General features: G+C 50.8%; 21 protein-coding genes. 14 read left to right on the top strand and 7 right to left on the bottom strand.

The features are described 5' to 3' along the window. Window positions 1–699: 699 nt before the first annotated feature. Window positions 700–1,008, top strand: a complete 309-nt coding sequence (locus ACYVJQ_RS01575; RefSeq protein ID WP_048921996.1) for an ArsR/SmtB family transcription factor — start codon at window positions 700–702, stop codon at window positions 1,006–1,008. 155 nt (window positions 1,009–1,163) lie between these two features. On the opposite strand, the gene ACYVJQ_RS01570 is transcribed toward ACYVJQ_RS01575, so the two are convergent. Then, entirely contained in the window at window positions 1,164–2,117 is a 954-nt protein-coding gene (locus tag ACYVJQ_RS01570) for a phosphodiester glycosidase family protein (protein WP_460891311.1), read from the bottom strand. A gap of 455 nt (window positions 2,118–2,572) precedes the next feature. After that, on the bottom strand, window positions 2,573–3,847 hold the full coding sequence (hemA, locus tag ACYVJQ_RS01565; RefSeq protein ID WP_460891310.1) for a glutamyl-tRNA reductase: 1,275 nt from the start codon (window positions 3,845–3,847) through the stop codon (window positions 2,573–2,575). Between the two features lie 182 nt (window positions 3,848–4,029). On the opposite strand from hemA, the gene ACYVJQ_RS01560 reads away from it, so the two are divergent. Continuing rightward, complete coding sequence (locus ACYVJQ_RS01560) at window positions 4,030–5,217, top strand: sensor histidine kinase (RefSeq protein ID WP_460891309.1); 1,188 nt, start codon at window positions 4,030–4,032, stop codon at window positions 5,215–5,217. 43 nt (window positions 5,218–5,260) lie between these two features. Here ACYVJQ_RS01560 and ACYVJQ_RS01555 read toward each other — a convergent pair whose 3' ends face one another. Then, entirely contained in the window at window positions 5,261–6,013 is a 753-nt protein-coding gene (locus tag ACYVJQ_RS01555; protein ID WP_460891308.1) for a carboxypeptidase-like regulatory domain-containing protein, read from the bottom strand. An 80-nt stretch (window positions 6,014–6,093) separates the two neighbouring features. On the opposite strand from ACYVJQ_RS01555, the gene ACYVJQ_RS01550 reads away from it, so the two are divergent. Together ACYVJQ_RS01550 and ACYVJQ_RS01545 are read left to right on the top strand one after the other, a co-directional pair. Continuing rightward, entirely contained in the window at window positions 6,094–7,839 is a 1,746-nt protein-coding gene (locus ACYVJQ_RS01550; RefSeq protein ID WP_460891307.1) for an amino acid permease, read from the top strand. Between the two features lie 154 nt (window positions 7,840–7,993). Next, window positions 7,994–8,416, top strand: a complete 423-nt coding sequence (locus tag ACYVJQ_RS01545; RefSeq protein ID WP_460891306.1) for a hypothetical protein — start codon at window positions 7,994–7,996, stop codon at window positions 8,414–8,416. Between the two features lie 5 nt (window positions 8,417–8,421). On the opposite strand, the gene ACYVJQ_RS01540 is transcribed toward ACYVJQ_RS01545, so the two are convergent. Further along, complete coding sequence (locus ACYVJQ_RS01540) at window positions 8,422–9,333, bottom strand: DMT family transporter (protein WP_460891305.1); 912 nt, start codon at window positions 9,331–9,333, stop codon at window positions 8,422–8,424. 385 nt (window positions 9,334–9,718) lie between these two features. After that, a complete protein-coding gene (dusB, locus tag ACYVJQ_RS01535; RefSeq protein ID WP_460891304.1) occupies window positions 9,719–10,717 on the bottom strand; it encodes a tRNA dihydrouridine synthase DusB in 999 nt (332 codons plus the stop codon). Window positions 10,718–10,773: 56 nt separating this feature from the next. Here dusB and ACYVJQ_RS01530 point away from each other — a divergent pair, with 56 nt between their 5' ends. The 4 genes from ACYVJQ_RS01530 (at window position 10,774) to ACYVJQ_RS01515 (ending at window position 14,836) form a co-directional block, all read left to right on the top strand. Next, entirely contained in the window at window positions 10,774–11,724 is a 951-nt protein-coding gene (locus tag ACYVJQ_RS01530; protein ID WP_460891303.1) for a lysostaphin resistance A-like protein, read from the top strand. Window positions 11,725–11,806: 82 nt separating this feature from the next. Next, window positions 11,807–12,637, top strand: coding sequence for a phosphatidate cytidylyltransferase (locus ACYVJQ_RS01525; protein ID WP_460891302.1), 831 nt, complete (start codon window positions 11,807–11,809; stop codon window positions 12,635–12,637). Between the two features lie 121 nt (window positions 12,638–12,758). Further along, window positions 12,759–14,033: a Glu/Leu/Phe/Val family dehydrogenase gene (locus tag ACYVJQ_RS01520; RefSeq protein WP_460891405.1), complete on the top strand. Its 1,275-nt coding sequence runs from the start codon at window positions 12,759–12,761 to the stop codon at window positions 14,031–14,033. A 116-nt stretch (window positions 14,034–14,149) separates the two neighbouring features. Continuing rightward, a complete protein-coding gene (locus ACYVJQ_RS01515) occupies window positions 14,150–14,836 on the top strand; it encodes a phosphatidylserine decarboxylase family protein (RefSeq protein ID WP_460891301.1) in 687 nt (228 codons plus the stop codon). Window positions 14,837–15,014: 178 nt separating this feature from the next. Here ACYVJQ_RS01515 and ACYVJQ_RS01510 read toward each other — a convergent pair whose 3' ends face one another. Together ACYVJQ_RS01510 and ribD are read right to left on the bottom strand one after the other, a co-directional pair. Beyond that, window positions 15,015–15,497, bottom strand: a complete 483-nt coding sequence (locus ACYVJQ_RS01510; RefSeq protein ID WP_460891300.1) for a GAF domain-containing protein — start codon at window positions 15,495–15,497, stop codon at window positions 15,015–15,017. 202 nt (window positions 15,498–15,699) lie between these two features. After that, complete coding sequence (gene ribD, locus ACYVJQ_RS01505) at window positions 15,700–16,731, bottom strand: bifunctional diaminohydroxyphosphoribosylaminopyrimidine deaminase/5-amino-6-(5-phosphoribosylamino)uracil reductase RibD (RefSeq protein WP_460891299.1); 1,032 nt, start codon at window positions 16,729–16,731, stop codon at window positions 15,700–15,702. Window positions 16,732–16,809: 78 nt separating this feature from the next. On the opposite strand from ribD, the gene prmC reads away from it, so the two are divergent. The 6 genes from prmC (at window position 16,810) to ACYVJQ_RS01475 (ending at window position 22,880) form a co-directional block, all read left to right on the top strand. Beyond that, complete coding sequence (gene prmC, locus ACYVJQ_RS01500) at window positions 16,810–17,679, top strand: peptide chain release factor N(5)-glutamine methyltransferase (protein ID WP_460891298.1); 870 nt, start codon at window positions 16,810–16,812, stop codon at window positions 17,677–17,679. A 121-nt stretch (window positions 17,680–17,800) separates the two neighbouring features. Then, window positions 17,801–18,391: an acyltransferase gene (locus ACYVJQ_RS01495; protein ID WP_460891297.1), complete on the top strand. Its 591-nt coding sequence runs from the start codon at window positions 17,801–17,803 to the stop codon at window positions 18,389–18,391. 11 nt (window positions 18,392–18,402) lie between these two features. Beyond that, the gene (locus tag ACYVJQ_RS01490) at window positions 18,403–19,692 is read left to right on the top strand and encodes a nucleotide sugar dehydrogenase (RefSeq protein WP_460891296.1); all 1,290 of its coding nucleotides are present in this window, start codon (window positions 18,403–18,405) and stop codon (window positions 19,690–19,692) included. A 9-nt stretch (window positions 19,693–19,701) separates the two neighbouring features. After that, entirely contained in the window at window positions 19,702–20,724 is a 1,023-nt protein-coding gene (galE, locus tag ACYVJQ_RS01485) for a UDP-glucose 4-epimerase GalE (protein ID WP_460891295.1), read from the top strand. Between the two features lie 18 nt (window positions 20,725–20,742). Beyond that, window positions 20,743–21,789 (top strand): dTDP-glucose 4,6-dehydratase, encoded by a 1,047-nt coding sequence (rfbB, locus tag ACYVJQ_RS01480; RefSeq protein ID WP_460891294.1) that lies wholly within the window; start codon window positions 20,743–20,745, stop codon window positions 21,787–21,789. Window positions 21,790–21,872: 83 nt separating this feature from the next. After that, a complete protein-coding gene (locus ACYVJQ_RS01475; protein WP_460891293.1) occupies window positions 21,873–22,880 on the top strand; it encodes an SDR family oxidoreductase in 1,008 nt (335 codons plus the stop codon). Window positions 22,881–22,884 lie beyond the last annotated feature (4 nt).

Genomic DNA, 22,884 nt, shown 5'->3' with positions numbered 1-22,884 from the left:
AACGAGAGTTTGAGGCAGCGAGCGAAGCTCTGAAGAGGGGTGTTTACACCAGCAAGTCTTTCTTGGTTCAAGTTTCCAACTTGGACTCATAATTCGGGAAGCTTCCAACTTCCCTGAGGCGAAAGCCTCATCCCACGCATATCGTCCCCCTTTGAAGGGGGTAGGGGGATGACCAATCGTGCAGGTCCATTCCTATTTCCAGCCCGTTATCCGCAAAACACCCACTAAAGTAGTTGCTGTTTTTTCTCTTCCCCTGTTTCTCCAAGGATGTCCATTTGCATTTTAGAGGTAAGTGGAAATGGGCGCTTTTCAGAAAGAATTGGACGCAGAAGAAAATTTTTTAGCCCCAACAAAATTTTTAACAGTTGGCTTGGATGAGGCCTAGAAGCCCTGTCTGCGGCGATTATGCCGGGGTCGGTTGCCTCTCAGCGGCCTGTCAGGCGTCGCTCTCATATATTTGAATATGGAACTGTTTCAGTATTAAGTATTTTATATATCCAATTATCTTCTTTATACGTAAATCTGCAATAAGCCACGTCAACTCCGGCTAGCGAAGTCCCCGGCATGATACCTATACTATGGCAAGTGGCCATGCGTTAAAGTAGCAGAATGTTATGGTGCTAAGTAAAACGGGTTGTAGGGCGGGTTTAAAGGCGCGGTGGGCGCGTCTATTGTAGTACTGGTTTTAGTGTGTCATTTATGAAAAGTTTATTATCCAGAGTTGAGTCTAAGAAGATAGATAAGGCGGCGTCTATGCTCAAGGTGTTGGCGCACCCCAAAAGGTTGGCCATTGTGGATCTTCTGGGTAAAGAAGATAAAATGACGGTGACGGAGATCTATAATTACCTGGATCTGCCGCAGGCTATTGCGTCACAGCATTTGATCACCCTTAAAGACAAGGGCGTGCTCTCGTCTTTCAAGGTAGGCACCAAAATCTATTATTCCCTTTCCATTCCTAAGCTGATTGATGTCATTGACTGCCTGGAGGAATGTTGCGGCGATCTGTAACCTTCCTACTTGCTCTGTCACCCCCTGCGTCAAGTAAGTATTCCCTGAAACCGTTTCCAGCCTGTTTTGAAAAAAGTAGGCCAGAAACGGTTTTTATTTTTCAGGATATTCTACTTATTAGCCTATCCTAAAATGGTGAAAGGGAGCCAGGGAAGTTACTGCTTGTACTTGAGCACCAGCACCGCAGGCACCGGCCGCTGGCCTTCTTTATCTGAGGGTTTAATAGTATCCTTTCCTTTCACAACCAAAGCGCTGGAGCCACCCCCGTCCAGATTCAGGGCTTCATTGCAGCCTAGGCTTACCATCAAGCGGGCCAATTGGTCCAGGCTGGCGCCTTCGGCTATGCCCTTGTTGCGACCTTCTACCATGAGAATAATCAATTTTTGGTTTGGTGTGTAGCCCATCACGGTGCGGGGATTTGGCCCGGTAAAGCTGGCGCTGCCGCGCATCTCTTCCTCAGCGGTCACATGTACTTTCCCATCCTGCACCAGAACAGGGCCGCCGCCCACGGCTACCTGGGGTTTCCAGCGTTTCATGCCCTTCACGGTTTTCTTAGAAGGCGCCGGTGCAGCCTGGCCATTTTGGCTGGTGGCATAAGGGGCAGCCAGTTCCATGGTTTTCTTTTTCTTGCCCACGTTGTAGGCCCAGGTTACGTCGGCGGTGCGGTTCCGGAAGAAGCCGATGGCGCCGGTGGTGGGGTAGTAGGTGAGGGTATCTGAGCCTTTGGGGTTCTTGCGCCGCACGGCGGTCTGCGGGGCCAGCACCTTGCCGTCATTGATGACCAGGTTCAGGTTGCTGTTATCTGCGAAGGAGAAAAACGTGGTGTTGACCACCGCCAGCACGTTGCCGGGCTCCTGCTCATAATACTGCATTGGCGTATAGCGTTTGCCATTTCCTACCCTGGTGAGTACCTCCAACTTTGGGTCCTTTAAATCTGCCTCCAGGTAAAAAGCCCTGAAGGCTTTGCCATCCAAAGAATCTGACGTGGTGAAAACCCTCACCGAGGACGGCAAGCCTTGCTGGTGCTCTGGGCTAGGCACCCATTTTACCTGCGCTTGGCCGGTGAAAGAAACGAATACGGTAGTGACAAGGAGGAGGAGCTTTTTCATGCCGCCAATATAAGCAACCGATTGGTTCTTTTCCGGAATATAGGGCCCTGTGCATTTGCAAGAGATGAGCTTTTGCCACTGCTTTTCCTTTCTTCCTCCTGCTTCGGCTGCAACTTGCCTTTGCGCCTTCTCCTCTTTTGTCATCCTGAAAGGATTTTGGTAGCGTACGGTAATGACCATGATTACACGCTACTGCCGTTTGCTCAAAGGTCCTTTCAAGTTGACAAAGGGAATGAGTTAAGTAGGAGGGAATTTTCCGTTTTAAGCCTGTTTTCCTAAAATCAGGCTTAAAACCCTAAGTAGGGGCAATCCTTTGTGGATGGCCTAACGCTTAGGGAACGTAAGAGGGCAACCACAAGGGATTGCCCCTACATTCTGGTATCAAGAAGTATATAAAAACAAAACAGGACGCCCTGTGCGGAGCGTCCTGTTTCTAATAGTGATGTAATAAAGTATTAATGCTGAGCCTCTGTTGATTGTTTTTCCAGGTCAAAAAGATCAGTGAGCACATCAATGAGGGTTTCGGCCTCGCCGCGTTTGCAGGCGGCTTTCAGTTGGAGAACCGGCAGCTTGATGATCTTCTGCATCATGGACTTGGTGATTTCCTCTACGTGTTTGGCTTCCTCAGAAGAAAGCTTTTTCAGGTAGCGGGCCATTTCCTCCTGCCGGATGGTTTCCAGCGCGTTCTTTAGTTTCTGGATGGTAGGCGACACATTCATCTCCTTGGTCCAGTCTTCAAACGAATCTATAGACTCAGAAATGATCTGCTTTACGTGCGGAATAGCTTCTATGCGGCGCTGCAGGGCGGCAGATGCCTTATTCTGGATGGCGTCAATGTTATATACTAACACCCCAGGTATCTGCTCTATCTCTGGCTCTACGCTACGCGGAACGCTCAGGTCAATAAAGAACTTGTAGGTAAGCACGTTCAGGCGGCTCACCATCTCCTTGGTGAAGAAAGGCTCATCACGGGCTACCGAAGAAATGATCACATCGGCGGCTTTCATGGCCTCTACCAGATCCTCAAACGGAACCACTTCCATGCCGCACTCCTCGGCCAGCAGCTGGGCTTTGGCTTGAGTGCGGTTAGAGATTTTTACGTTCTTGAAATCAGAGTCTTTTAAGTGGCGGCAAACATCGGCGCCAATCTCGCCTAAGCCTACCACTAAGATAGAGGGGTTGGCGATTTCGGCCGTAAGGCTTTCCACCAACTCTAGGGCCGCGTAAGAGGTAGAGGCAGCCCCATCTCTGAAAGAGGTTTCCTGTACTACGCGCTTGTTGGTGAAGAAGGTGGTGTGCAGCAAACGGTGCAGGAACGGGCCGGCGGTGTCACTGTCTACGCTCCACTGGTAGGCGTGCTTTACCTGGTTGGAGATCTGCATGTCGCCTACTACCTGCGCGTCCAGGCCCATGGCCACGTTGAACAGATGCTGCACGGCGTCACGGTGCTCGTTTACAATGGTGAAGTAATCCAGGTACTGAGAAATATTGGCAATACCCTTGCTAATGCCTAGCAGCTTCACAATCTCGTGGCTGTAGTCATCATCTGAGGTGTAATAGACCTCGGTGCGGTTGCACGTGGAAAGAACTAAAATGTCAGTCGCCTGAATGAAGTCCTTGAGCGTTTGCAGAAACTGGCGACACGACCCCTCATCCAATGCGATTAGTTCCCTTATGTCTAAGGGAGCCTTTTTATAAGAAAGACTGACGGCTCTAAAATTCTGAAGCATACGGCAGTTTTGAAATAGTGTGCAAAATTACTTCAGTATCTATTAAAAAGGAATTACTTTTCATTCTTTCTTTTATTTATACTCATTCCAAATTGAAGGCGACAGACGGTTCTTCTGCTATCTTCGTTTAGAAAGAACTCTATCCCCTTGACGGGCGTATTGGTTCAAGCGTTGCTTTATCCATGATTCCAACCTCCATTTATTCTAAGAAATCACGCCTTAAGCTGCTTATCATGACCGTGGCCCTGGTTATTGGGGCTGCCACCGTCATTTATACCAACGTGCTGGTGGCTAAACTCTCTGAGCGCGAGCAGCAACTCATTGACCTGTACGCCAAAGGCCTCAAGTACATGGGCTCTCCTGAGATTGACAGCGAGAACCTGGTTTTTGTGCAGGAGGAAATCATTGACGCCAACCGTTCAGTGCCCGTTATCCTCACCGACGAAAAGGAGAACACCCTCGCCTATAAGAACCTTGAAATCCCCGAAAAAATTTCAGAAAGCCGCAAAAAAGCGCTCCTGAAACGTGAGGTGGCCAAAATGAAGGCCCAGCACAAACCCATTGTGGTCTCTTACCAGGAAGATTTCAAAAACTACATTTTCTACAAAGACTCTGAGCTGCTCACCCAACTGCGCTACTACCCCTATGTGCAGCTCACGGTCATTGCCTGCCTTTCAGTGATTGCCTACTATGCCTTCAGTTATTCCCGCAAAGCGGAGCAGAACCGCGTGTGGGTGGGGCTGGCCAAGGAAACGGCCCACCAGCTGGGCACGCCGCTTTCCTCGCTCATGGCCTGGTATGAGTACTTGAAAGCAAGCCCCCGCTTCGCGGAGGAACCTATTGTGGAAGAACTGGGCAAAGACGTGCGGCGCTTGGAGATCATCACCGAACGGTTCTCCAATATTGGGTCGGTGCCAATCCTGAAAGACGAGCCCATGCTGCGGGTGGTGGAAAACGCCATTGGTTACCTAAGAAACCGGGTTTCCAGCAAGGTGGCCTTTTACGTGGAGACTGATTTTCCGCCGGAGACCACAGCCAAGGTGAATATACCGCTGTTTGAGTGGGTGATTGAGAACATCTGCAAAAACGCCGTAGACGCCATGGACGGTAAAGGCAGTATTACCCTCCGCATCTTGAAAACGGGCGCCAAAGACGCCCTGGCCCTAGATATACAAGATACCGGCAAAGGCATCCCCAAGACCAAGCAGCAGGAAGTGTTTGTGCCCGGCTACACCACCAAGAAACGCGGCTGGGGCCTGGGTCTGGCGCTGGCCAAGCGTATTATTGAGAACTACCACCAGGGCCGGCTGTTTGTGAAATCTTCTGAGGTAGGCAAAGGCACCACGTTCCGGTTGATTTTAAATCGGTGAGGCGTTTTGAGGCTGTTTTTAGGAAAACAGGCTCAAAACAGGTTTAGGGCTTTTTCTTTTTAAACTGTTGGAAAAAGCCCGGTTGCTGCTCTTTCTTTTTGGCAGGCTTGACCACTGCGCCGCCGGCAATCACAATTACTTCGCCCATTTTTCTTTGATCTGGGCTGAGGGCAATTTTCTCAATTCTGCCTGGTTTAAGCTCAGACAATAGCCTTGTCTCCGTCATAAATCCTATAAAAGAAACCGTAATCTTTTCTTTTGAATGATTTAGGCCATTAGTAGGGATTTTCAATTCAAATTCTCCGTTGACGTTAGTGGGTGTGGCTATAGATGTTCCTTCAAGCTGTATCGTAACTCCTGGCATTGGTTCTCCGGTAGCGCTATCCACCACTACGCCCTTATAAATAGGGGCAAGTGATTGTTCTGGTTGAGCGGCCACAGAAGCCCTTGGAGATTGGTGGGATTTCTGGTTTGCAACTGAGAGCGTTTGCGCTTCCGTCGTTTTGGAACTCAGCCAGGCCGCAAACCCTACCAATGCTGCCCGCCAAGGCCACCGCCTGGGCGGGCTGGAAACAGCCACTAATTCTCTTGCTACTTGGTTTTGCTTGAATCTTCCACAAACGCGTCCGTTTTCTTTCCCCAGCCAATTCACCACCTCATAATCAGACATTTGGGTAAAGTCTACCACTGTTTTCTGGCAGTTTTTGCAAAAACGGCCCTGAAACTCAGGCCTCATTTCCTCCCAGTTTTCCTGGCAAGGCTGGGGCACGGAAACGGTGAGGCGGGTGGCGGTCATAGGCAGGGGTTTGTCTAAATATACGCATTCAGAATATTTTCCTTAACTTTTACCCCTGAATTTTACCTGAAGCCCAACACGTGAGTCTAAAAAGTCTTTTTCGTCGCAAGAGTTTAAATGCTGTTTTACACACGCCGCCCGCCGATGTGGCTACCCACCCGGGAGCCGTGGAAGAGGGGCTGGAGCGCAACCTGACCGTAAGGGATCTGACTTCCCTGGGCATTGCCGCTATCATTGGGGCGGGTATCTTCAGTACCATTGGCAACGCCAGCTATGAAGGCGGACCGGCCGTGTCTCTGCTGTTTGTGTTCACGGCCATTGCCTGTGCGTTCTCGGCGCTGTGTTATGCCCAGTTTGCGGCTACTATTCCGGTGAGCGGTTCTGCCTATACCTACGCCTATGCCTCTTTCGGGGAGTTGGCGGCCTGGATCATTGGCTGGGCGCTGATCATGGAGTACACTGTGGGTAATATTGTGGTGGCCATTTCCTGGAGTGATTATTTTACCGGGCTAATGAGCGGAGTGGGGCTGGATATTCCCGCCTGGCTGACCATGGGGACCCAAAGCGCCCATAAAGGGTATTATGAGGTGCTGGCCTTGTTGCAGGCGGGTAAACCGCTTTCGGCAGCAGACCCAGCGCAGTTAGTGGCCTACAATACCTGGCTGGCCGCCCCAGACTTTCTGGGTGGTAAATTTGTAGTAGACCTGCCCGCCTTCGTGATCAATGCCCTTATTACTACCCTGGTCTATATTGGTATCAAAGAATCAAAAAACGCCTCTAACCTGTTGGTGGTGCTGAAGATGATTGTGGTGCTAGTCGTGATTGCCGTAGGGGTTTTCTACGTGAACCCGGCCAACTGGAGCCCGTTTGCGCCCAACGGCATTGGCGGGGTTTTGAAAGGCGTATCTGCCGTGTTCTTTGCCTACATTGGGTTTGACGCCATTAGTACCACCGCCGAAGAGTGTCGGAATCCACAGCGCGATCTGCCCCGGGCCATGATTTACGCCCTTATTATCTGTACTGTTCTGTATGTGATTATCACGCTGGTGCTGACGGGCATGGTGCCGTATAAAGAATTGGCCGTGGGCGATCCCTTGGCCTACGTGTTCACCAAAGTAGGCGTTGATTGGCTGGCGGGCGTAGTGGCCGTGAGTGCCATCTTCGCCATGGCGTCTGTGTTGCTGGTGTTCCAGATCGGGCAGCCCCGCATCTGGATGACCATGTCCCGCGACGGGTTGTTGCCCCCGGTTTTCGCTAAAGTGCACCCCCGTTTCAGAACGCCTTCGTTCTCTACCCTGGTGACTGGTTTCTTTGTGGGCGTGCCGGCCTTGCTGCTGAACATGGACCTGGTTATTGACCTGACCAGCATTGGCACCCTGTTCGCGTTTGCGCTGGTGTGCGGCGGTATCTTAATGATTGACCCGCACGGCACCTCAGACGCACGATTCAAAGTGCCCTATCTGAACGGAAAGTTTCTGGTGCCTTTGCTGCTGGCGGTGGCCGGCGGCCTGGTACTGGTGTATAACCGGGAAGCCATTGATGAATTCTGGGGAGCGGTAGGCTGGAGCGGCGGCTATGAAGAATTCCGGCACCAGATTCCTATGCTGGTGTTCCTGATCTCCTGTGTGCTGCTGGCCTGGGTATCCTTCCGGAATAATCTTTCTTTATTACCAGTCCTGGGCCTTTTAACCAACCTGTATCTTATGACCCAACTGGGTGTAAACAACTGGTTGCTGTTCACCGTGTGGCTCTTAATTGGGTTGGCTATCTACTTCGGGTACAGTTACAAACACAGTAAACTAGCCCAACGCGCAGCAGTTGTCTAACGGTTAGTATCCTTTTTAATGGGTGGCCTTACGGTGGGCAATTAAAAAGGTTGTAACATCTTTAAATTAGTCAACTTCCGGGCGTATCTTGCGGGAAGATTCATCTAAGCTATGTTGTAGCTGGGTGGGTCTTCCCGCAATACGTTTATACCCAGTGATAGAGAGAAACTTACTAGAGAGCCAACTGCAGCTAACCTACCGCAAAGACCTGGACGTTTTGTTCCTGCGGTGGTTCAAGGCCCCAGATTCTGAGGGTTTGCGGAATGGGTATCTAAAGGCGTTGGAGTTGGCCGAAGAGGTAGGCGGCTGCTATTGGATGTTTGACCTGAGAAGTCGGGGTAAAGTCTCTGAAGAGGATGAGGCCTGGCTGCTGCAGGAATATTTCCCGATGGTGGAAGAAAGGCTGGGCCAGCAGAATTATTTCGCCAATTTGGTCATGCCCTCCCATTACTACTATATTGAACATAACTTCGGGTTTGACTACCTCATTAACCTGGGCAAGCTCACGCAAGTGGCCGTATTTACCTCAGAGCAGGAAGCGGTGGCCTGGCTACTGAGAAGCCGCGCCGATAGGTAGTTTCTTTATTTGGCCCTGTTCACCAGCAGCACTCCCGCCAGAATTACCGCCATCCCCACATAATGCATCAGGTGTATACTCTCGCCATCGGCTAGGCCCCAGCCCAGTGCCACAATAGGCATTAGGTAGGTAGAAGTGCTGGCAAAAAGCGTATTGGTCATGTGGATGAGCTTGTTGTAGAACACCAAGCCAATGGCCGTACTGAAAACCGCTAGCAGCGTAATGTACCCCAGCGCCTCCCAGGCCTGCGGCTGCGTGGCTAATTTGTTAAACGCCGAAGTAGAAAGTAGATACCCAAAGGCCAACGGGCCCACCGTGAGCAGAGAAAGACTGGCCATGGTCAGGGGCTTGATGCCGGCCAGACAATGCTTGATAATGTTCAGGCTGCCGCCATACAGTACCGTAGCCAGCACCACATACAGCCCAAAAAAAGAGTTAGAAGAGGTTTCCTGGGCGCTGCCCGAAAAAATCAACACCGCCGTTCCGCCTATCCCAATCAAAATACCCAGCACCCGCAGCAGCGTAATGCGCTGGTGAAAGAAGACCGCGCCAATAACTAGCGTGAAAAGGGCCGTCAAGGAGTTGAGCACGCCAGCAAGGCCACTGGCCAACTGGGTCTCAGCGTACGCGAACAAAAACGCCGGAAACAGATTTCCAATTAAGCCGCTAATCACCAAGAACTTCCACTGCCCAGGCTTAGGGGCTTTGAGGCCTTTCAACGCGAAGGGCAGCAGGGCCAGCATGGCAATAGTAATCCTCAGCGCGCCCAACTCATCTGAGGAGAAAACCGCCAGCCCTTTCTTGATCAAAATAAAAGAAGTACCCCAGATCAGGGACAGGCCGCCCAGAATAATCCAAGCCAACGCCGGGGTAGAAGGTTGCTCAGTAATAGCGGAAGAGGTGGTTTTGGTAGACACAGCGGTGGCGCAAAAAATGGAGGTGCAAAGATAGGGGATGTTAACGCGTTTCAGAGCCGTTTTCCAGAAAACGGGCTTAAAACGGTTGTCACGGAGACACTCGTAGGATCTCCGGACACTACGAGGTCATTTGAGGAAACGGTGTTGTGGTAACTTACACTACACTACTCTTAATGTCTTAGAAAAAACTGTGAGGTTTGACGCAGTAATATTTCCAGCTGTAAGACCTCGTAGTGTCCGGAGGTCCTACGAGTGTCTCTGCCAATAGCTTAGCCGGCCCTGAAAACAAAAATGCGTTTTGGGCCTGTTTTCTGAAAAACAGGCCCAAAACGCACCAGGCCACTAACCCAATCCTGAAAATTAAACCTAATCCTGAAAATCCTGCTTATAGTTCAGCGTATTCCATGGAGGTGGCAATCTCATCCAGGATGGCGTAGATCTCCTCGGGGTCCTCAGTCTGCACCAGGCGGGTGCGGTAGGTTTTCACGTTGGGCAGGCCCCGGAAGTAATTGGCATAGTGGCGGCGCATCTCAAAGATGCCCAGGCGCGGGCCTTTCCACTCCAGGCTTTTGTCAAAATGCATCTTGCACATGTCAATGCGCTCCTGCAAGGTGGGTGGGGCCAGCAGCTCACCGGTCTCGCGGTAATGCTTGATCTCCCTGAAGATCCAGGGGTAGCCAATAGAGGCGCGGCCAATCATGATGCCGTCAACGCCGTACTGCTCCTTGTATTCCAGCGCCTTCTGCGGCGTATCAATGTCGCCGTTCCCGAAGATGGGGATCTGAATGCGGGGGTTCTCCTTTATCTTTCTTATCAGGGTCCAGTCAGCCTCGCCTTTGTACATCTGCACGCGGGTACGGCCGTGCACGGTAAGGGCTTTGATGCCAATATCCTGCAGGCGCTCGGCTACTTCCTCCACGTTTCTGGTGCTGTCGTCCCAGCCCAGGCGGGTTTTCACAGTCACCGGCAAGCCGAAGGGCTCCACCGCTTTCACAATAGCCGAGGTCATGGCCACCATCTTGGGGATGTCACGGAGCAGGGCCGCGCCGGCGCCTTTGCAGGCCACGTTCTTCACGGGGCAGCCGTAGTTGATGTCAATTAAATCCGGGCCTACCTGCGCTGAGATCACCGCGCTCTCGCGCATAGATTCTATGTCTGCCCCAAAGATCTGGATCCCGATGGGGCTCTCATAATCAAAGATGTCCAGCTTCTGGCGGCTCTTGGCGGCGTCCCGGATGAGGCCTTCAGAGGAAATGAACTCTGTATACATTAAGTCGGCGCCGTTGGCCTTGCACACTGCCCTGAACGGCGGGTCGCTTACGTCTTCCATGGGTGCTAACAGTAGCGGGAAGTCCGGAAGCTCAATATTGCCGATTTTTACCACGTGATTGAGTTTAAATAATTCGCGTAAATTTACCTCATTAAAACCACACCGCCTATATGAAAGGTTTCATCTCGCCCGCGCTCCATCCTTTTAAGTCGCTTTTGCTCTTCTGTCTGTTTGTGGTGCCGGGCCTGTTCATTGGAAACTTTCTGGCCATGGTGCTCATCAAACTCTTCTGGGGCTACGGCCTCACGGAGGTAAGCGAGATGCTGGCCAACCCCAGCGCCTATCCCGGCAGCCGTAGCGCCCTGGTATTTTTCCAGGGAGTGGTGCATTTGGTAGGTTTCACGCTGGCGTCTCTGGGTTTTCTAAAAGTGTATGCGCACAAGCCGGCGGCTTTCCTGTCGCCCAGGCCTACTATTCCAGCTTATTTATTGCTGGGCAGCGCCGTGCTGATGCTGGTGATCTTGCCGGCGGCCTCCTGGCTAGTATACTGGAACGCTAATGTAGACTTCCCGGCGTTTATGGACGGCTTTGAGCAATGGGCCAAGGCCAAGGAGGAATACCTGCGCCAACTTACCCTGGAACTAACCAAAATCAGCACTGTGCCACAGTTACTGCTGGGTATGGTAGTGTTTGCGGTGTTGCCCGCCATTGGCGAGGAACTGGTGTTCAGGGGCATTGTACAGAACGAACTACAGCGCTGGTGGCGTAACCCGCATCTGGCTATCTGGGTAGCAGCCATCATCTTCGGTATTATTCACATGCAGTTCTATGGCGTGGTGCCGCGTATTTTCCTGGGCGTGGTGTTTGGCTACCTGTATTGGTGGTCTGGAAACATCTGGGTGCCCATTATTGGCCATTTCATGAACAATGGCTTTATGGTGCTCATGATGTACCTGCAGCAGCGGGGCCAGGTAGACATGAATGTGGAATCTACTGAGGCCTCGCCCTGGCATGTCTCTTTGCTTTCGCTGGCCATGAGCCTGGGGCTGCTGTACGTGCTGTACCACGGGTTCAGAAGGCTTCCGTTCCCGGCCCGCCCCGAAGAGGAAAGCCTGGTTTAGGCCTCTTTTCCAAAAAAACACCTTTAAAACCGATTTAAGAAAATCCCCAGCCCGCCCAGATGCGCGTATAAGCATCTTTTATATGGAGAAACCTAAGAAAGAACTTAATAACCTGCAGCTCAGGCTGCTGGCTGGCATTATAGGAGGGGCGGTGTTCATAGGGGCCATCTACTGGAACGAGTGGACCTTCTTTCTGCTTTTTCTGGGGCTTACCGTGCTGGGGCTACTGGAGTTTTACCGGTTACTCTCTGACAAAGGCTTTCAGCCCGACCGTCTGGTTGGCCTGGCCTTGGGAGTGGGGCTCTATCTGCTAGGTTTTGCCGTGGAGTACGGCGCCCTTTCCCCTGATTGGCTCTTTCTGCTGCCGCCGGTCATGCTCCTGGCTCTGGTAGCCGAGCTGTACGGAAAAAAAGAGCAGCCTTTCACCAATGCCGCGCTTACGCTGGTGGGGGTTTTTTACATAGCGGCCCCTTTCACCTTGCTGCATGTATTGGCTTTTCTGCCGGGCAGATACAGCTGGCAAATCATTCTGGGGATTATATTCCTGATCTGGGCCTCAGACACTGGGGCCTACGCGGCAGGCAAAAAATTTGGCAAGAATAAATTGTTCCCGCGTATCTCACCGGGCAAAACCTGGGAAGGCTGGGTAGGCGGCGTGCTGCTTTCCATTGCCATAGCCTGGTTGCTCTCCCTTTATTTCACAGACCTCACGTTGGGGCATTGGCTGGGGGTGGCCGTACTGGTTTCTGTGTTTGGCGTGCTGGGTGATCTGGTGGAGTCTATGCTCAAGCGCAGCTTGGGTGTGAAAGACTCCGGCACCTTGATTCCGGGCCACGGTGGCATTTTAGATAGGTTTGATAGCCTTATTCTGGTAGTTCCGTTTTTAGTGGCTTTTTTAGAGCTGGTAGGCTAAGATAAAAGCACGAATAAAGCAGGTCAGGTTAGGTTTCGTTTGTTTATTTGGTAATTTTGCGGCCATAATATACCCCTGGATTATTAATTTAATAATTATGGCAGCATACATTAATAACAAGATGGCCTACAAAGAGCCAGCTCCTATCAAGGACAAGGAAAATCCTTTTGAGTCCATGATGTCAAGGTTTAACATAGCGGCAGAAGCCCTGGGCCTGGATGACGAAACCTATGAGGTCTTAAAGTCGCCCACCCGGCAGGTGATCGTGAACCTGCCTGTGACCATGGATAACGGTAGTGTGCGCGTGTTTGAAGGCTTTAGAGTAATCCACTCCAATATCCTGGGCCCCTCTAAAGGTGGTATCCGGTATGACAAAGGCGTATTTCTGGATGAGGTGAAAGCCCTAGCCGCCTGGATGACCTGGAAATGTGCCGTGGTAGACATCCCGTACGGCGGTGCCAAAGGCGGTATCATCTGTGACCCTTCCACTATGTCGGCCGGTGAGCTGGAGCGTCTTACCCGTGCCTATACCGTAGCCCTGATTGATACCTTCGGCCCTGACCAGGATATTCCGGCCCCAGACATGGGTACCGGCCCACGTGAGATGGCCTGGTTAATGGATGAGTACTCCAAGACCAAAGGCATGACAGTGAACTCAGTAGTAACCGGTAAACCATTGGTGCTAGGCGGTTCTTTAGGTCGTGTAGAGGCCACCGGACGCGGGGTAATGGTTTCGGCCATGGCCGCCATGGAGAAACTTGGCATGGACCCCACCCAGTCTACCGCTGCGGTACAGGGTTTCGGGAACGTGGGTTCTTCTACGGCCAAGCTGTTGGCTGAGCGCGGGGTGAAGATCCTGGGCATCAGTGACGTGAGCGGGGCTTACTGGAACGAGAACGGCATTGACATTGAAGCGGCTATTATCTATAAAAACGCCCATAGCGGTAGGTTAGAAGGCTTCTCTGGGGCAGAAATCATCAGCAATGATGACCTGCTTACCTCAGCGGTAGATCTGCTGGTGCCTGCCGCCGTAGAAGACGTGATCACGGCCCGCAACGCAGACCAGATCCAGGCCAAGCTGATTGTGGAAGGCGCCAACGGCCCTACTTCGGCCAACGCCGATAAGATCATCAATGAGAAGGGCATCATGGTAGTGCCTGATATCCTGGCCAACTCTGGCGGGGTGACCGTCTCTTACTTTGAGTGGGTGCAAAACCGCCTGGGCTACAAGTGGAGCTTGGAGATGGTGACTGAGCGTTCTGACCGGATAATGACCGAGGCGTTCAACAAGGTGTACGCCACATCTCAGAAATACAACGTGCCTATGCGTATTGCCGCTTACATTGTAGCCATTGATAAGGTAGCGCAGACGTATAAGTTTAGGGGTGGGTTCTAGGCCATTAGCCGCTTAGAAACCTCCAGGATTATATAAAAATTGCCGCCCTGCTGTCTTTTTTTAGACAGGGGGCGGTTTTTTTTATATTTTTGCTACATAAGCCATAGAAGTGTCTAATGAAAATTCATAAAGAAGGCCGAAAGATTCTGTTTTTTACCTTGTTAGGTATGTTGGTGGTGAACATGGCGCTTTACTATTTCAACAGTACGCACCTTACATTCAACAGAATCTTCTCTGCCGTTTCCCTCATCGTTTTCCTGCTTATCCTTCAGTTCTTCCGGAGCCCGTACCGCAACCTGCTTCTGCATGAAGACCTGATTGTGGCCCCCGCCGATGGGAAAGTGGTGGTGATTGAGGATGTGGAGGAGCCCGAGTACTTCAATGATGTGCGCAAGCAGATCTCCATCTTTATGTCACCCATTAACGTGCACATTACCCGTAACCCGGTGTCTGGGGTGGTGAAGTATTTCAAATACCACCCAGGTAACTACTTTGTGGCCTGGCACCCTAAGTCCAGCACCAAGAACGAGCGTACCACGGTGGTGGTAGAATCACTGGCTGGCCCAGAGGTATTATTCCGGCAGATTGCCGGCGCCATGGCCCGCCGCATTGTGTGGTACGTGACCGAGGGCGACGAAGTAAACCAGGGCGAGGAGTTCGGGTTCATTAAGTTCGGGTCCAGGGTAGATATCTTTGTGCCCGTTGATACTGAGGTGAAGGTGCAGCTGGGCCAGGTGACCAAAGGCGGCCAAACCGTGATTGCCCAGCTGAAAACCCCGGCTTCTGCTTCTTTCTTTGGGTAGTAGCAAGTAGGGCGTATCACGTAGCAAGATTTTCTGGGATTCCAGAGTTTATATAAAACGAAGAAGCCTCATCTGGGAAAGATGAGGCTTCTTCGTTTTGGGCCTGTTTTAAGAAAAACGCCCTTAAAACGCCATGGTCAGAGAATCGTGATTCTTGCTACGCGCTCATGATACCAGCCTAAAACCAGTTCTCGGCCAGTTTCATGAGTTGCTCCAGGTATTTCTGGTCTGTCTCGTCAAAGTCATTGAGACGGTCGCTGTCTACGTCCAGAACCATTTTTACCTCGCCGTCTTTGATGACTGGGACCACAATCTCAGACTTGGAGTCACTGCTGCAAGCAATATGGCCGGGGAAGGCTTCCACGTCGGGTACCAGAATGGTTTCGCGGCGGGTGTAGCAGGCGCCACAAACGCCTCTGTGGAACGGAATGCGGGTACAGGCCACCGGCCCCTGGAACGGCCCCAACACCAGTTGGTCTTCTTTGACCAGGTAGGCGCCTACCCAGAAAAAACCAAACCCTTGTTTCAGGGCCGCCATTACGTTAGAAAGGTTAGCGATTAAGTCAGTTTCGGGCGCTACCAGGGCTTCAATCTGCGGAAGCAGGGCCTTGTATTTCTCTTCTTTGGAGAGTGTATTGTCAATGAATAAATTCTCAGCCATGTAGGTAAGGTGCTAATTTTTTTAATGTGCTGATGTGCTATTGGTCTGTAAAGCACAGCTTTTCTTTGAAAGGCAAAGGTAACTCGGGCAGTTCTCGGGTGCAACTTGTTGCTGGTATGGTGCGAGAAAGGGCGCTATAAGGCCTCCCTGTTTTGGGCCTGATTTTGGAAAAACAGGCCCAAAACAGGGAGGGAGGGTTTCTCTAAGAGTTTCTGTAGATAGTTAGCTCATCTGGGCCAATTTGCCGCCGGGATGTGAACAGGGAAGGAGACAATAGGGGTGCTTTTACGCCTTCATTTAAAAGAACAGGGCTTCTAAAGACCCGTATCTCATCCCAGAGGTTTCCCTTTATTAACGCTTCCAGCAATACAGCGCCGCCCTCCACCAGAACGGACTGCACGTTTCTCTGGTGCAGATCCTGCAGCATTTGCTCCAGAAACTCTTTTTCTTGAGAAAGGGTCACAAACGTTGTTTGGGCGGTGGCTGCTTTTTCTTGCAGGGTATAGAGGAGCGTAGGTTGAGAATTGTCCAGGAGGTGGTGCGTGGACGGTATTTGCAGCTGTTTGTCTATGGCAATTCGTAGCGGGGCTGGTCCGGGCCAGTGACGGACGTTTAACTGGGGGTTATCGTTTAACGCCGTGCGGGTGCCTACTAAAATGGCCTGTTCCTGGGTGCGCCACTGGTGCACCAGAAGCTTGGCCAGAGGGCCGGAGATCTGGCAAGGCTGGCAATCAGGCAAGCCAATAAACCCATCGGATGACTCTGCCCATTTCAATATCAGGTAAGGGCGATTTTTGGTTTGGGCGGTGAAGAAGCGGCGGTTCAGTTCCAGTCCATCCTCTGCCAGCACACCAATATGAACCTGGCAACCGCCGTCTATCAGTTTCTGGATGCCTTGGCCTGCCACCAGGGGGTTAGGATCTGTGGTGCAGATTACTACGTCGCGCACGCCCTGTTGGAGCAGGAAATCGGCGCAGGGTGGGGTTTTGCCATAGTGAGAGCAGGGCTCCAGGGTCACGTAGACCCGACTTTCGGGCAGCAGGCTTTTATCCTGAACGCTGTTAATGGCGTTTACCTCAGCGTGGGGGCCGCCATATTGCTGGTGCCAGCCTTCGCCAATAATCCTATCATTATGCACTACCACGCATCCCACCAGCGGGTTAGGGCGGGCGGTGCCGATTCCTAATTCTGCCAGGTCCAGGGCCCGCCGCATGTATTTCATATCGGTCTTCATGGTGTGTATTTACGCGTGTACCCGGTTTCCATACCCGAATATCGGGTGTTTTTTCAGAAATTGCCCAAAACCACGCGTATGCCTACCATTGAAGAGACGTTAAAAAGCCTGACACGCCAGTTAGGAGCCCTTTATGAGGAACCTGAGGCCCGGACCATTGCAGAGTGGGTGCTGCAACATTTTCTGCAAACCGGCAGGATGGGGCTACTGCAACGCCGGCAGGAACCTCTGCCTGTGGGTTTGTCTGCACAGGTGCAGCAGTGCCTGGAGCGGCTGCTTTGGCAGGAACCACTACAATACGTGTTGGGAGAGGCGTCTTTCTATGGCCGCGACTTTAACGTAACCCCGGCTGTGCTCATTCCCCGCCCTGAGACCGAGGAACTGGTGCAGCGAATCATTAATGTTTATAAGCGTCACTCTGAGGTGAAATTACTGGATATAGGCACCGGGAGTGGCTGTATTCCCATCACGCTGGCAGCAGAACTGCCTTCTTCCCAGGTTTGGGGATTGGATGTGTCTGAAGAAGCCTTGGCCGTGGCAAGAGCCAACGCCGTAGCGCTGCAGCATCAAGTGACCTGGCTCCACCAGGACATTCTGCAGGAGGTGCCCGCTCTGGCACCACAGAGTTTAGACGCGGTGATTAGCAACCCGCCCTACGTGCTGGAAGAAGAGAAAGGCCTGATGCGGGAAAACGTACTGGCCTTTGAACCGCACCTGGCCCTGTTTGTGCCCAATACAGACCCGCTGCTTTTTTACCGGCGCATTGGTCAGGTGGCGCAGGGGCTCTTAAAGCCAGGCGGCCGGCTCTTCTTTGAGATCAATGAGCGATATGCCCCGCAGACCATTGCCCTACTACAGGAACTAGGTTACCAAGAGATAAACGTGTACCAAGACCTGCGTGGGAAAGACCGCATGGCAGAGGCCGTGTGGCGTGGAAATACGGTTTAGGGACGTGGTAACAAATGGGTTACCCTAAATAATGAAAAACTTGTACCTTTGCGCTGAAAAAATAATATCTAAAGCGCCTGTTTCTTCGTAAGGAGTCTGATTCTTTTGATTCACCATATCCATGAGCCAACCCGCCCCCTTGTTTTCTGCCCATGAAACCGCCGTTATAGACGAAGGGTGTCAGATTGGGGAGGGTACTAAAATATGGCATTTTTCTCACATTATGTCTGGTTGTCAGATAGGAGAGCGCTGCAACATAGGGCAAAACGTGGTTATTTCACCAGGCGTGGTATTAGGAAAGAACGTCAAAATCCAGAATAATGTCTCTGTATACACGGGCGTGGTTTGTGAGGATGATGTTTTTCTGGGGCCCTCCATGGTTTTTACTAACGTGCTCAATCCCAGGAGTGCCATTAACCGGCAGGGCGAATACAAAAAAACCTTGGTGCAGAAAGGAGCTAGCATTGGAGCCAATGCTACTATTGTGTGCGGCCATACCATTGGGGCATATGCTTTGATAGGTGCGGGGGCAGTAGTGACCAAAGATGTGGCTCCTTATGCCTTAGTCTATGGGAATCCCTCCCAACAGCATGGCTGGGTAAGTGAGGCCGGGCATAAGCTAGGCTTCAATGAATACCAGGAAGCCCTTTGCCCGGAAACGGGTGAGAAATACATTTTGAGTAATAATTCAGTAACTAAATCTTCCATTTAAATAGATTAACTGTGTACCAACAACTCCTCAATAAAGAAGCCAAACTGGCAGTAATCGGCCTGGGATATGTAGGACTCCCTATTGCATTGGAGTTCGCGAAGAAGATAAGCGTGATTGGCTTTGATATCAATGAAAAGCGGGTAGAGTTGATGAAGAATAACATTGACCCTAGCGGCGAGTTGGAGGCATCAGCGTTTGAAGGTACAGATATCACCTTCACCCATGAGCTGGATGTTCTAAAAGAAGCCCGGTTCTTTATCGTAGCTGTTCCAACCCCCATTGACGCCTACGCTTTACCAGACCTGAAGCCTCTTTTAGGTGCCTCTGCTACTGTAGGGAAGGTGCTGAAAAAAGGAGATTACGTGGTGTTTGAGTCTACTGTGTATCCGGGCTGTACTGAAGAAGACTGTATTCCGGTACTAGAGCGTGAGTCTGGTCTGAAGTTCCCTACTGACTTTAAGGTTGGGTACTCACCGGAGCGTATCAACCCTGGTGATAAAGAGCACACGCTTACCAAAATTGTGAAAGTGGTATCTGGCTGTGATGAAGAGTCTCTGGATGTGATTGCTAAGGTCTATGAACTGGTGATTGAGGCCGGTGTACATCGTGCGTCATCTATCAAAGTGGCAGAAGCGGCGAAGATCATTGAAAACACCCAGCGTGACGTGAACATCGCGCTGATGAACGAGCTTTCCATCATCTTTGACCGGATGAACATCAACACTTATGAAGTGTTGGAGGCTTCTGGTACCAAGTGGAACTTCCTGAAATTCTTCCCGGGTCTGGTGGGTGGTCACTGCATTGGCGTGGATCCTTACTACCTTACCTATAAGGCAAAAGCCTTAGGGTATGATTCCAAAATCATTTTAAGCGGCCGCACCATCAATGACGGCATGGGCGCCTACGTGGCCAGCAAAGCCATCAAAATGATGATCAAAGAGGGGAAAGCCATCTCCAAGGCCAAAGTATTGGTAATGGGCGCTACCTTCAAAGAAAACGTGGAAGACATCCGTAACTCCAAGGTAGCCGATGTCATCAATGAGTTGAAAAGTTTTGGGGTGCAGGTAGATGTCGTAGACCCTTATGCCTCTTCAGAGGAGTTAAGCCATGAATACGGCTTTGGCCTGGTGGAGAATCCTACCAATGACTATGACGCCGTGGTAGTAGCGGTGAACCACAAAGACTACTTGGGATTTGACGAAGATTACTTCAGAACCATTTCCAGCGACAGCCCAATTGTAATTGACCTGAAAGGCATTTACAGAGGTAAAATCAATACGCTTCCTTACTGGAGTTTATAATTGCACATTATGAGTAAGATTCTTGTCACAGGCGGGGCAGGCTACATTGGGTCGCATACCGTGGTGGAATTGGCTAAGGCCGGCTACACCCCTATCATTATTGATAATTTCAGTAACTCAGAAGAGCGGGTGCTGGACGGGATTGCCCAGATTCTGGGCCATCAAGTGGTGTGCCATAGGGTAGACTGTACTGATGCCGTTGCCTTACAAGAGGTGCTTTCTAAAGAAGGGGATATAACTGGTGTGATTCATTTCGCTGCCTTTAAGGCGGTAGGTGAGTCTGTAAAGGAGCCCTTGAAATACTACCATAACAATGTGACCGGATTGGTGACCCTGCTGCAGGCCATGGAGGCCAATAAGCTTACTCGCTTGGTCTTCTCTTCTTCTTGTACGGTGTATGGTATACCAGAGAAACTACCGGTAACGGAGGAAACTCCAACGCAAAAGGCTAACTCACCTTATGGGAATACCAAGAAGATTGATGAGGAGATTTTGCAGGATGTTGCTACCAGCGGAAACTATGCCGTAAAGTCTATTGCCCTCCGCTACTTTAATCCTGTGGGCGCGCATGAATCAGCCTTGATTGGAGAACTACCCTTAGGGATTCCAAGTAACCTGGTGCCATTTATCACGCAGACCGCTGCGGGTATTCGGGAGAGCTTAACTGTGTTCGGTACCGATTATGACACGCCAGACGGGAGCAATATCCGTGACTATGTACACGTGGTTGACCTGGCGAAAGCCCACGTGGCCGCCATCAAGCGGTTAGAGAAGCCAGACGCCGTGCCTTATGAGGTATTCAACATTGGCACCGGTCAAGGCAGCAGCGTTTTGGAGGTCATCAAAGCCTTTGAGAACGCCACCGGCCAGAAATTCAACTATAAAATAGGGCCCCGCCGCGCGGGTGACGTGCCAGCCATCTACGCTGATGTAACCAAGGCCACGCAGGAACTTGGATTTAAAACATCCTTGTCACTAGAAGACAGCTTGGGAAGTTCCTGGGCATGGCAGCAGCAATTGATGAAGAAATAGAAGATACTATCTAATAAAATGAAAATACTATTAACAGGCGGAGCCGGCTTCATAGGATCACACGTGGTGCGGTTATTTGTGAATAAATACCCGCATTATCAGATTTTCAATCTGGATAAACTTACCTATGCCGGCAATCTGCAGAACCTGAAGGATGTAGAGGATGCCCCCAACTATACGTTCCTGAAAGGAGACATCACAGACCAAGAGTATATTAACAACCTCTTTCAGGAACACCAATTTGACGCCGTGATGCACTTGGCGGCAGAATCTCACGTGGACCGTTCTATCACTGATCCCATGGCGTTTGTCAGGACCAACGTGAATGGTACCTGCAATTTATTGCATGCTGCCAAAGAACTCTGGAAATCTGACTTTACGGGTAAAACCTTCTACCATATCTCTACTGATGAGGTCTATGGGTCATTAGGGGAAACTGGCTTGTTCACGGAAGAGACGGCTTATGACCCTCGGTCACCGTATTCGGCTTCTAAGGCTAGCTCAGACCACTTCGTGCGGGCGTATTACCATACCTATGGCTTGCCAGTAAAGGTGTCTAACTGCTCCAATAACTATGGGCCTAATCATTTTCCGGAGAAGCTTATCCCGCTGGCCCTGAACAATATCAAGAATAACAAACCAGTGCCGGTTTACGGCAAAGGAGAGAATATCAGAGACTGGTTATATGTCATTGACCATGCCCGCGCCATTGATGACGTGTTCCACAAAGGCCAAGTAGGGGAAACCTACAACATTGGCGGTGTCAATGAGTGGCGCAATATTGACCTGATTCACTTGCTATGTGATATCATGGATGAGAAGCTGGGTCGGGAGAAAGGCAGCTCCAGAAAACTGATCACCTTTGTAACCGATAGAGCCGGACATGACTTGCGGTATGCCATTGACTCTTCTAAAATCATGAAGGAACTAGGTTGGGCTCCGTCCGTTACCTTTGAGGAAGGGCTGGAGAAAACCGTGGAATGGTACCTTGACAATGAGGAGTGGCTGAACAATGTGACGTCTGGTAGCTATCAGGAATACTACAAAGGACAATATACGCGCTAGTACTAGTTTAAAGCATTTCGGTTTTGAGGCTGTTTTCAAGGAAATAGCCTCAAAACCTTTTTTATTAACTTATTTAATTTAAAATGTATTCATCACCTTTCCATTCCGGCACTTTAGAAAATACCTCCTTCCTGGTTACAGGCGGAGCCGGCTTTATAGGCTCTAACCTGGTAGAATATCTACTGAAATATAATGCCAAGAAAGTCAGAGTCCTGGATAACTTCTCCAACGGATTCCACAAAAACCTGAAGGCTTTTCAGAACAATGAAAGGTTAGAGATTCTGGATGGAGATATCCGGGATTTGGAGGCGTGTATGAAGGCCTGCGAAGGCATGGATGTGGTGTTGCACCAAGCCGCCTTGGGGTCAGTGCCCAGAAGCGTGAAGGACCCTGTTACCTCCAATGAGGTAAATGTAGGCGGTTTTGTGAACATGCTAATGGCTACCAAAGAGCAGAATGTGAAGCGGTTTGTATATGCTGCTTCTTCTTCTACTTACGGTGACAGCAAGTCCCTTCCTAAAGTAGAAGATAAAATTGGTAAGCCCCTCTCTCCTTACGCCGTGACCAAATATGCCAATGAGCTGTATGCTGATGTGTTCGGGAAAACGTATGGCATGGAAATCATCGGATTGCGGTACTTCAACATCTTCGGCCCACGCCAGGATCCAAATGGGGCTTATGCGGCCGTGATTCCATTGTTTATTGACGCAGTGCTGAATGGCAAGTCTCCTAGAATGAACGGAGATGGCGGACAGACGCGGGACTTCACCTTCGTGGAGAACTGTGTGGAAGCCAATATTCGCGCTGCCTTGGTGACCAACCCGGAAGCTATCAACCAGGTGTACAACATCGCGGTAGGCGACAGAACTTCTTTGAATGACCTGTTCAACATCCTCAAGGAAGAAGCAGGAGTAGATATCACCCCAGAATACGGGCCAGAGCGGGCCGGAGATATCAGAGATAGTCTAGCCGATATTACCAAAGCCCGTACCTTGCTAGGATACAATCCGCAAATCAGAATTCAGGAAGGTTTGCAAAAGACGCTAACTTGGTTTAAGGAAAACCAGGACTTTATCTACAACCAAAAATAAGCGC

The sequence above is a fragment of the Rufibacter soli genome (genome assembly GCF_054781795.1).
The sequence above is the reverse complement of the archived record's forward strand: the minus strand, read 5'-3'. Positions and strand labels throughout refer to the sequence as shown.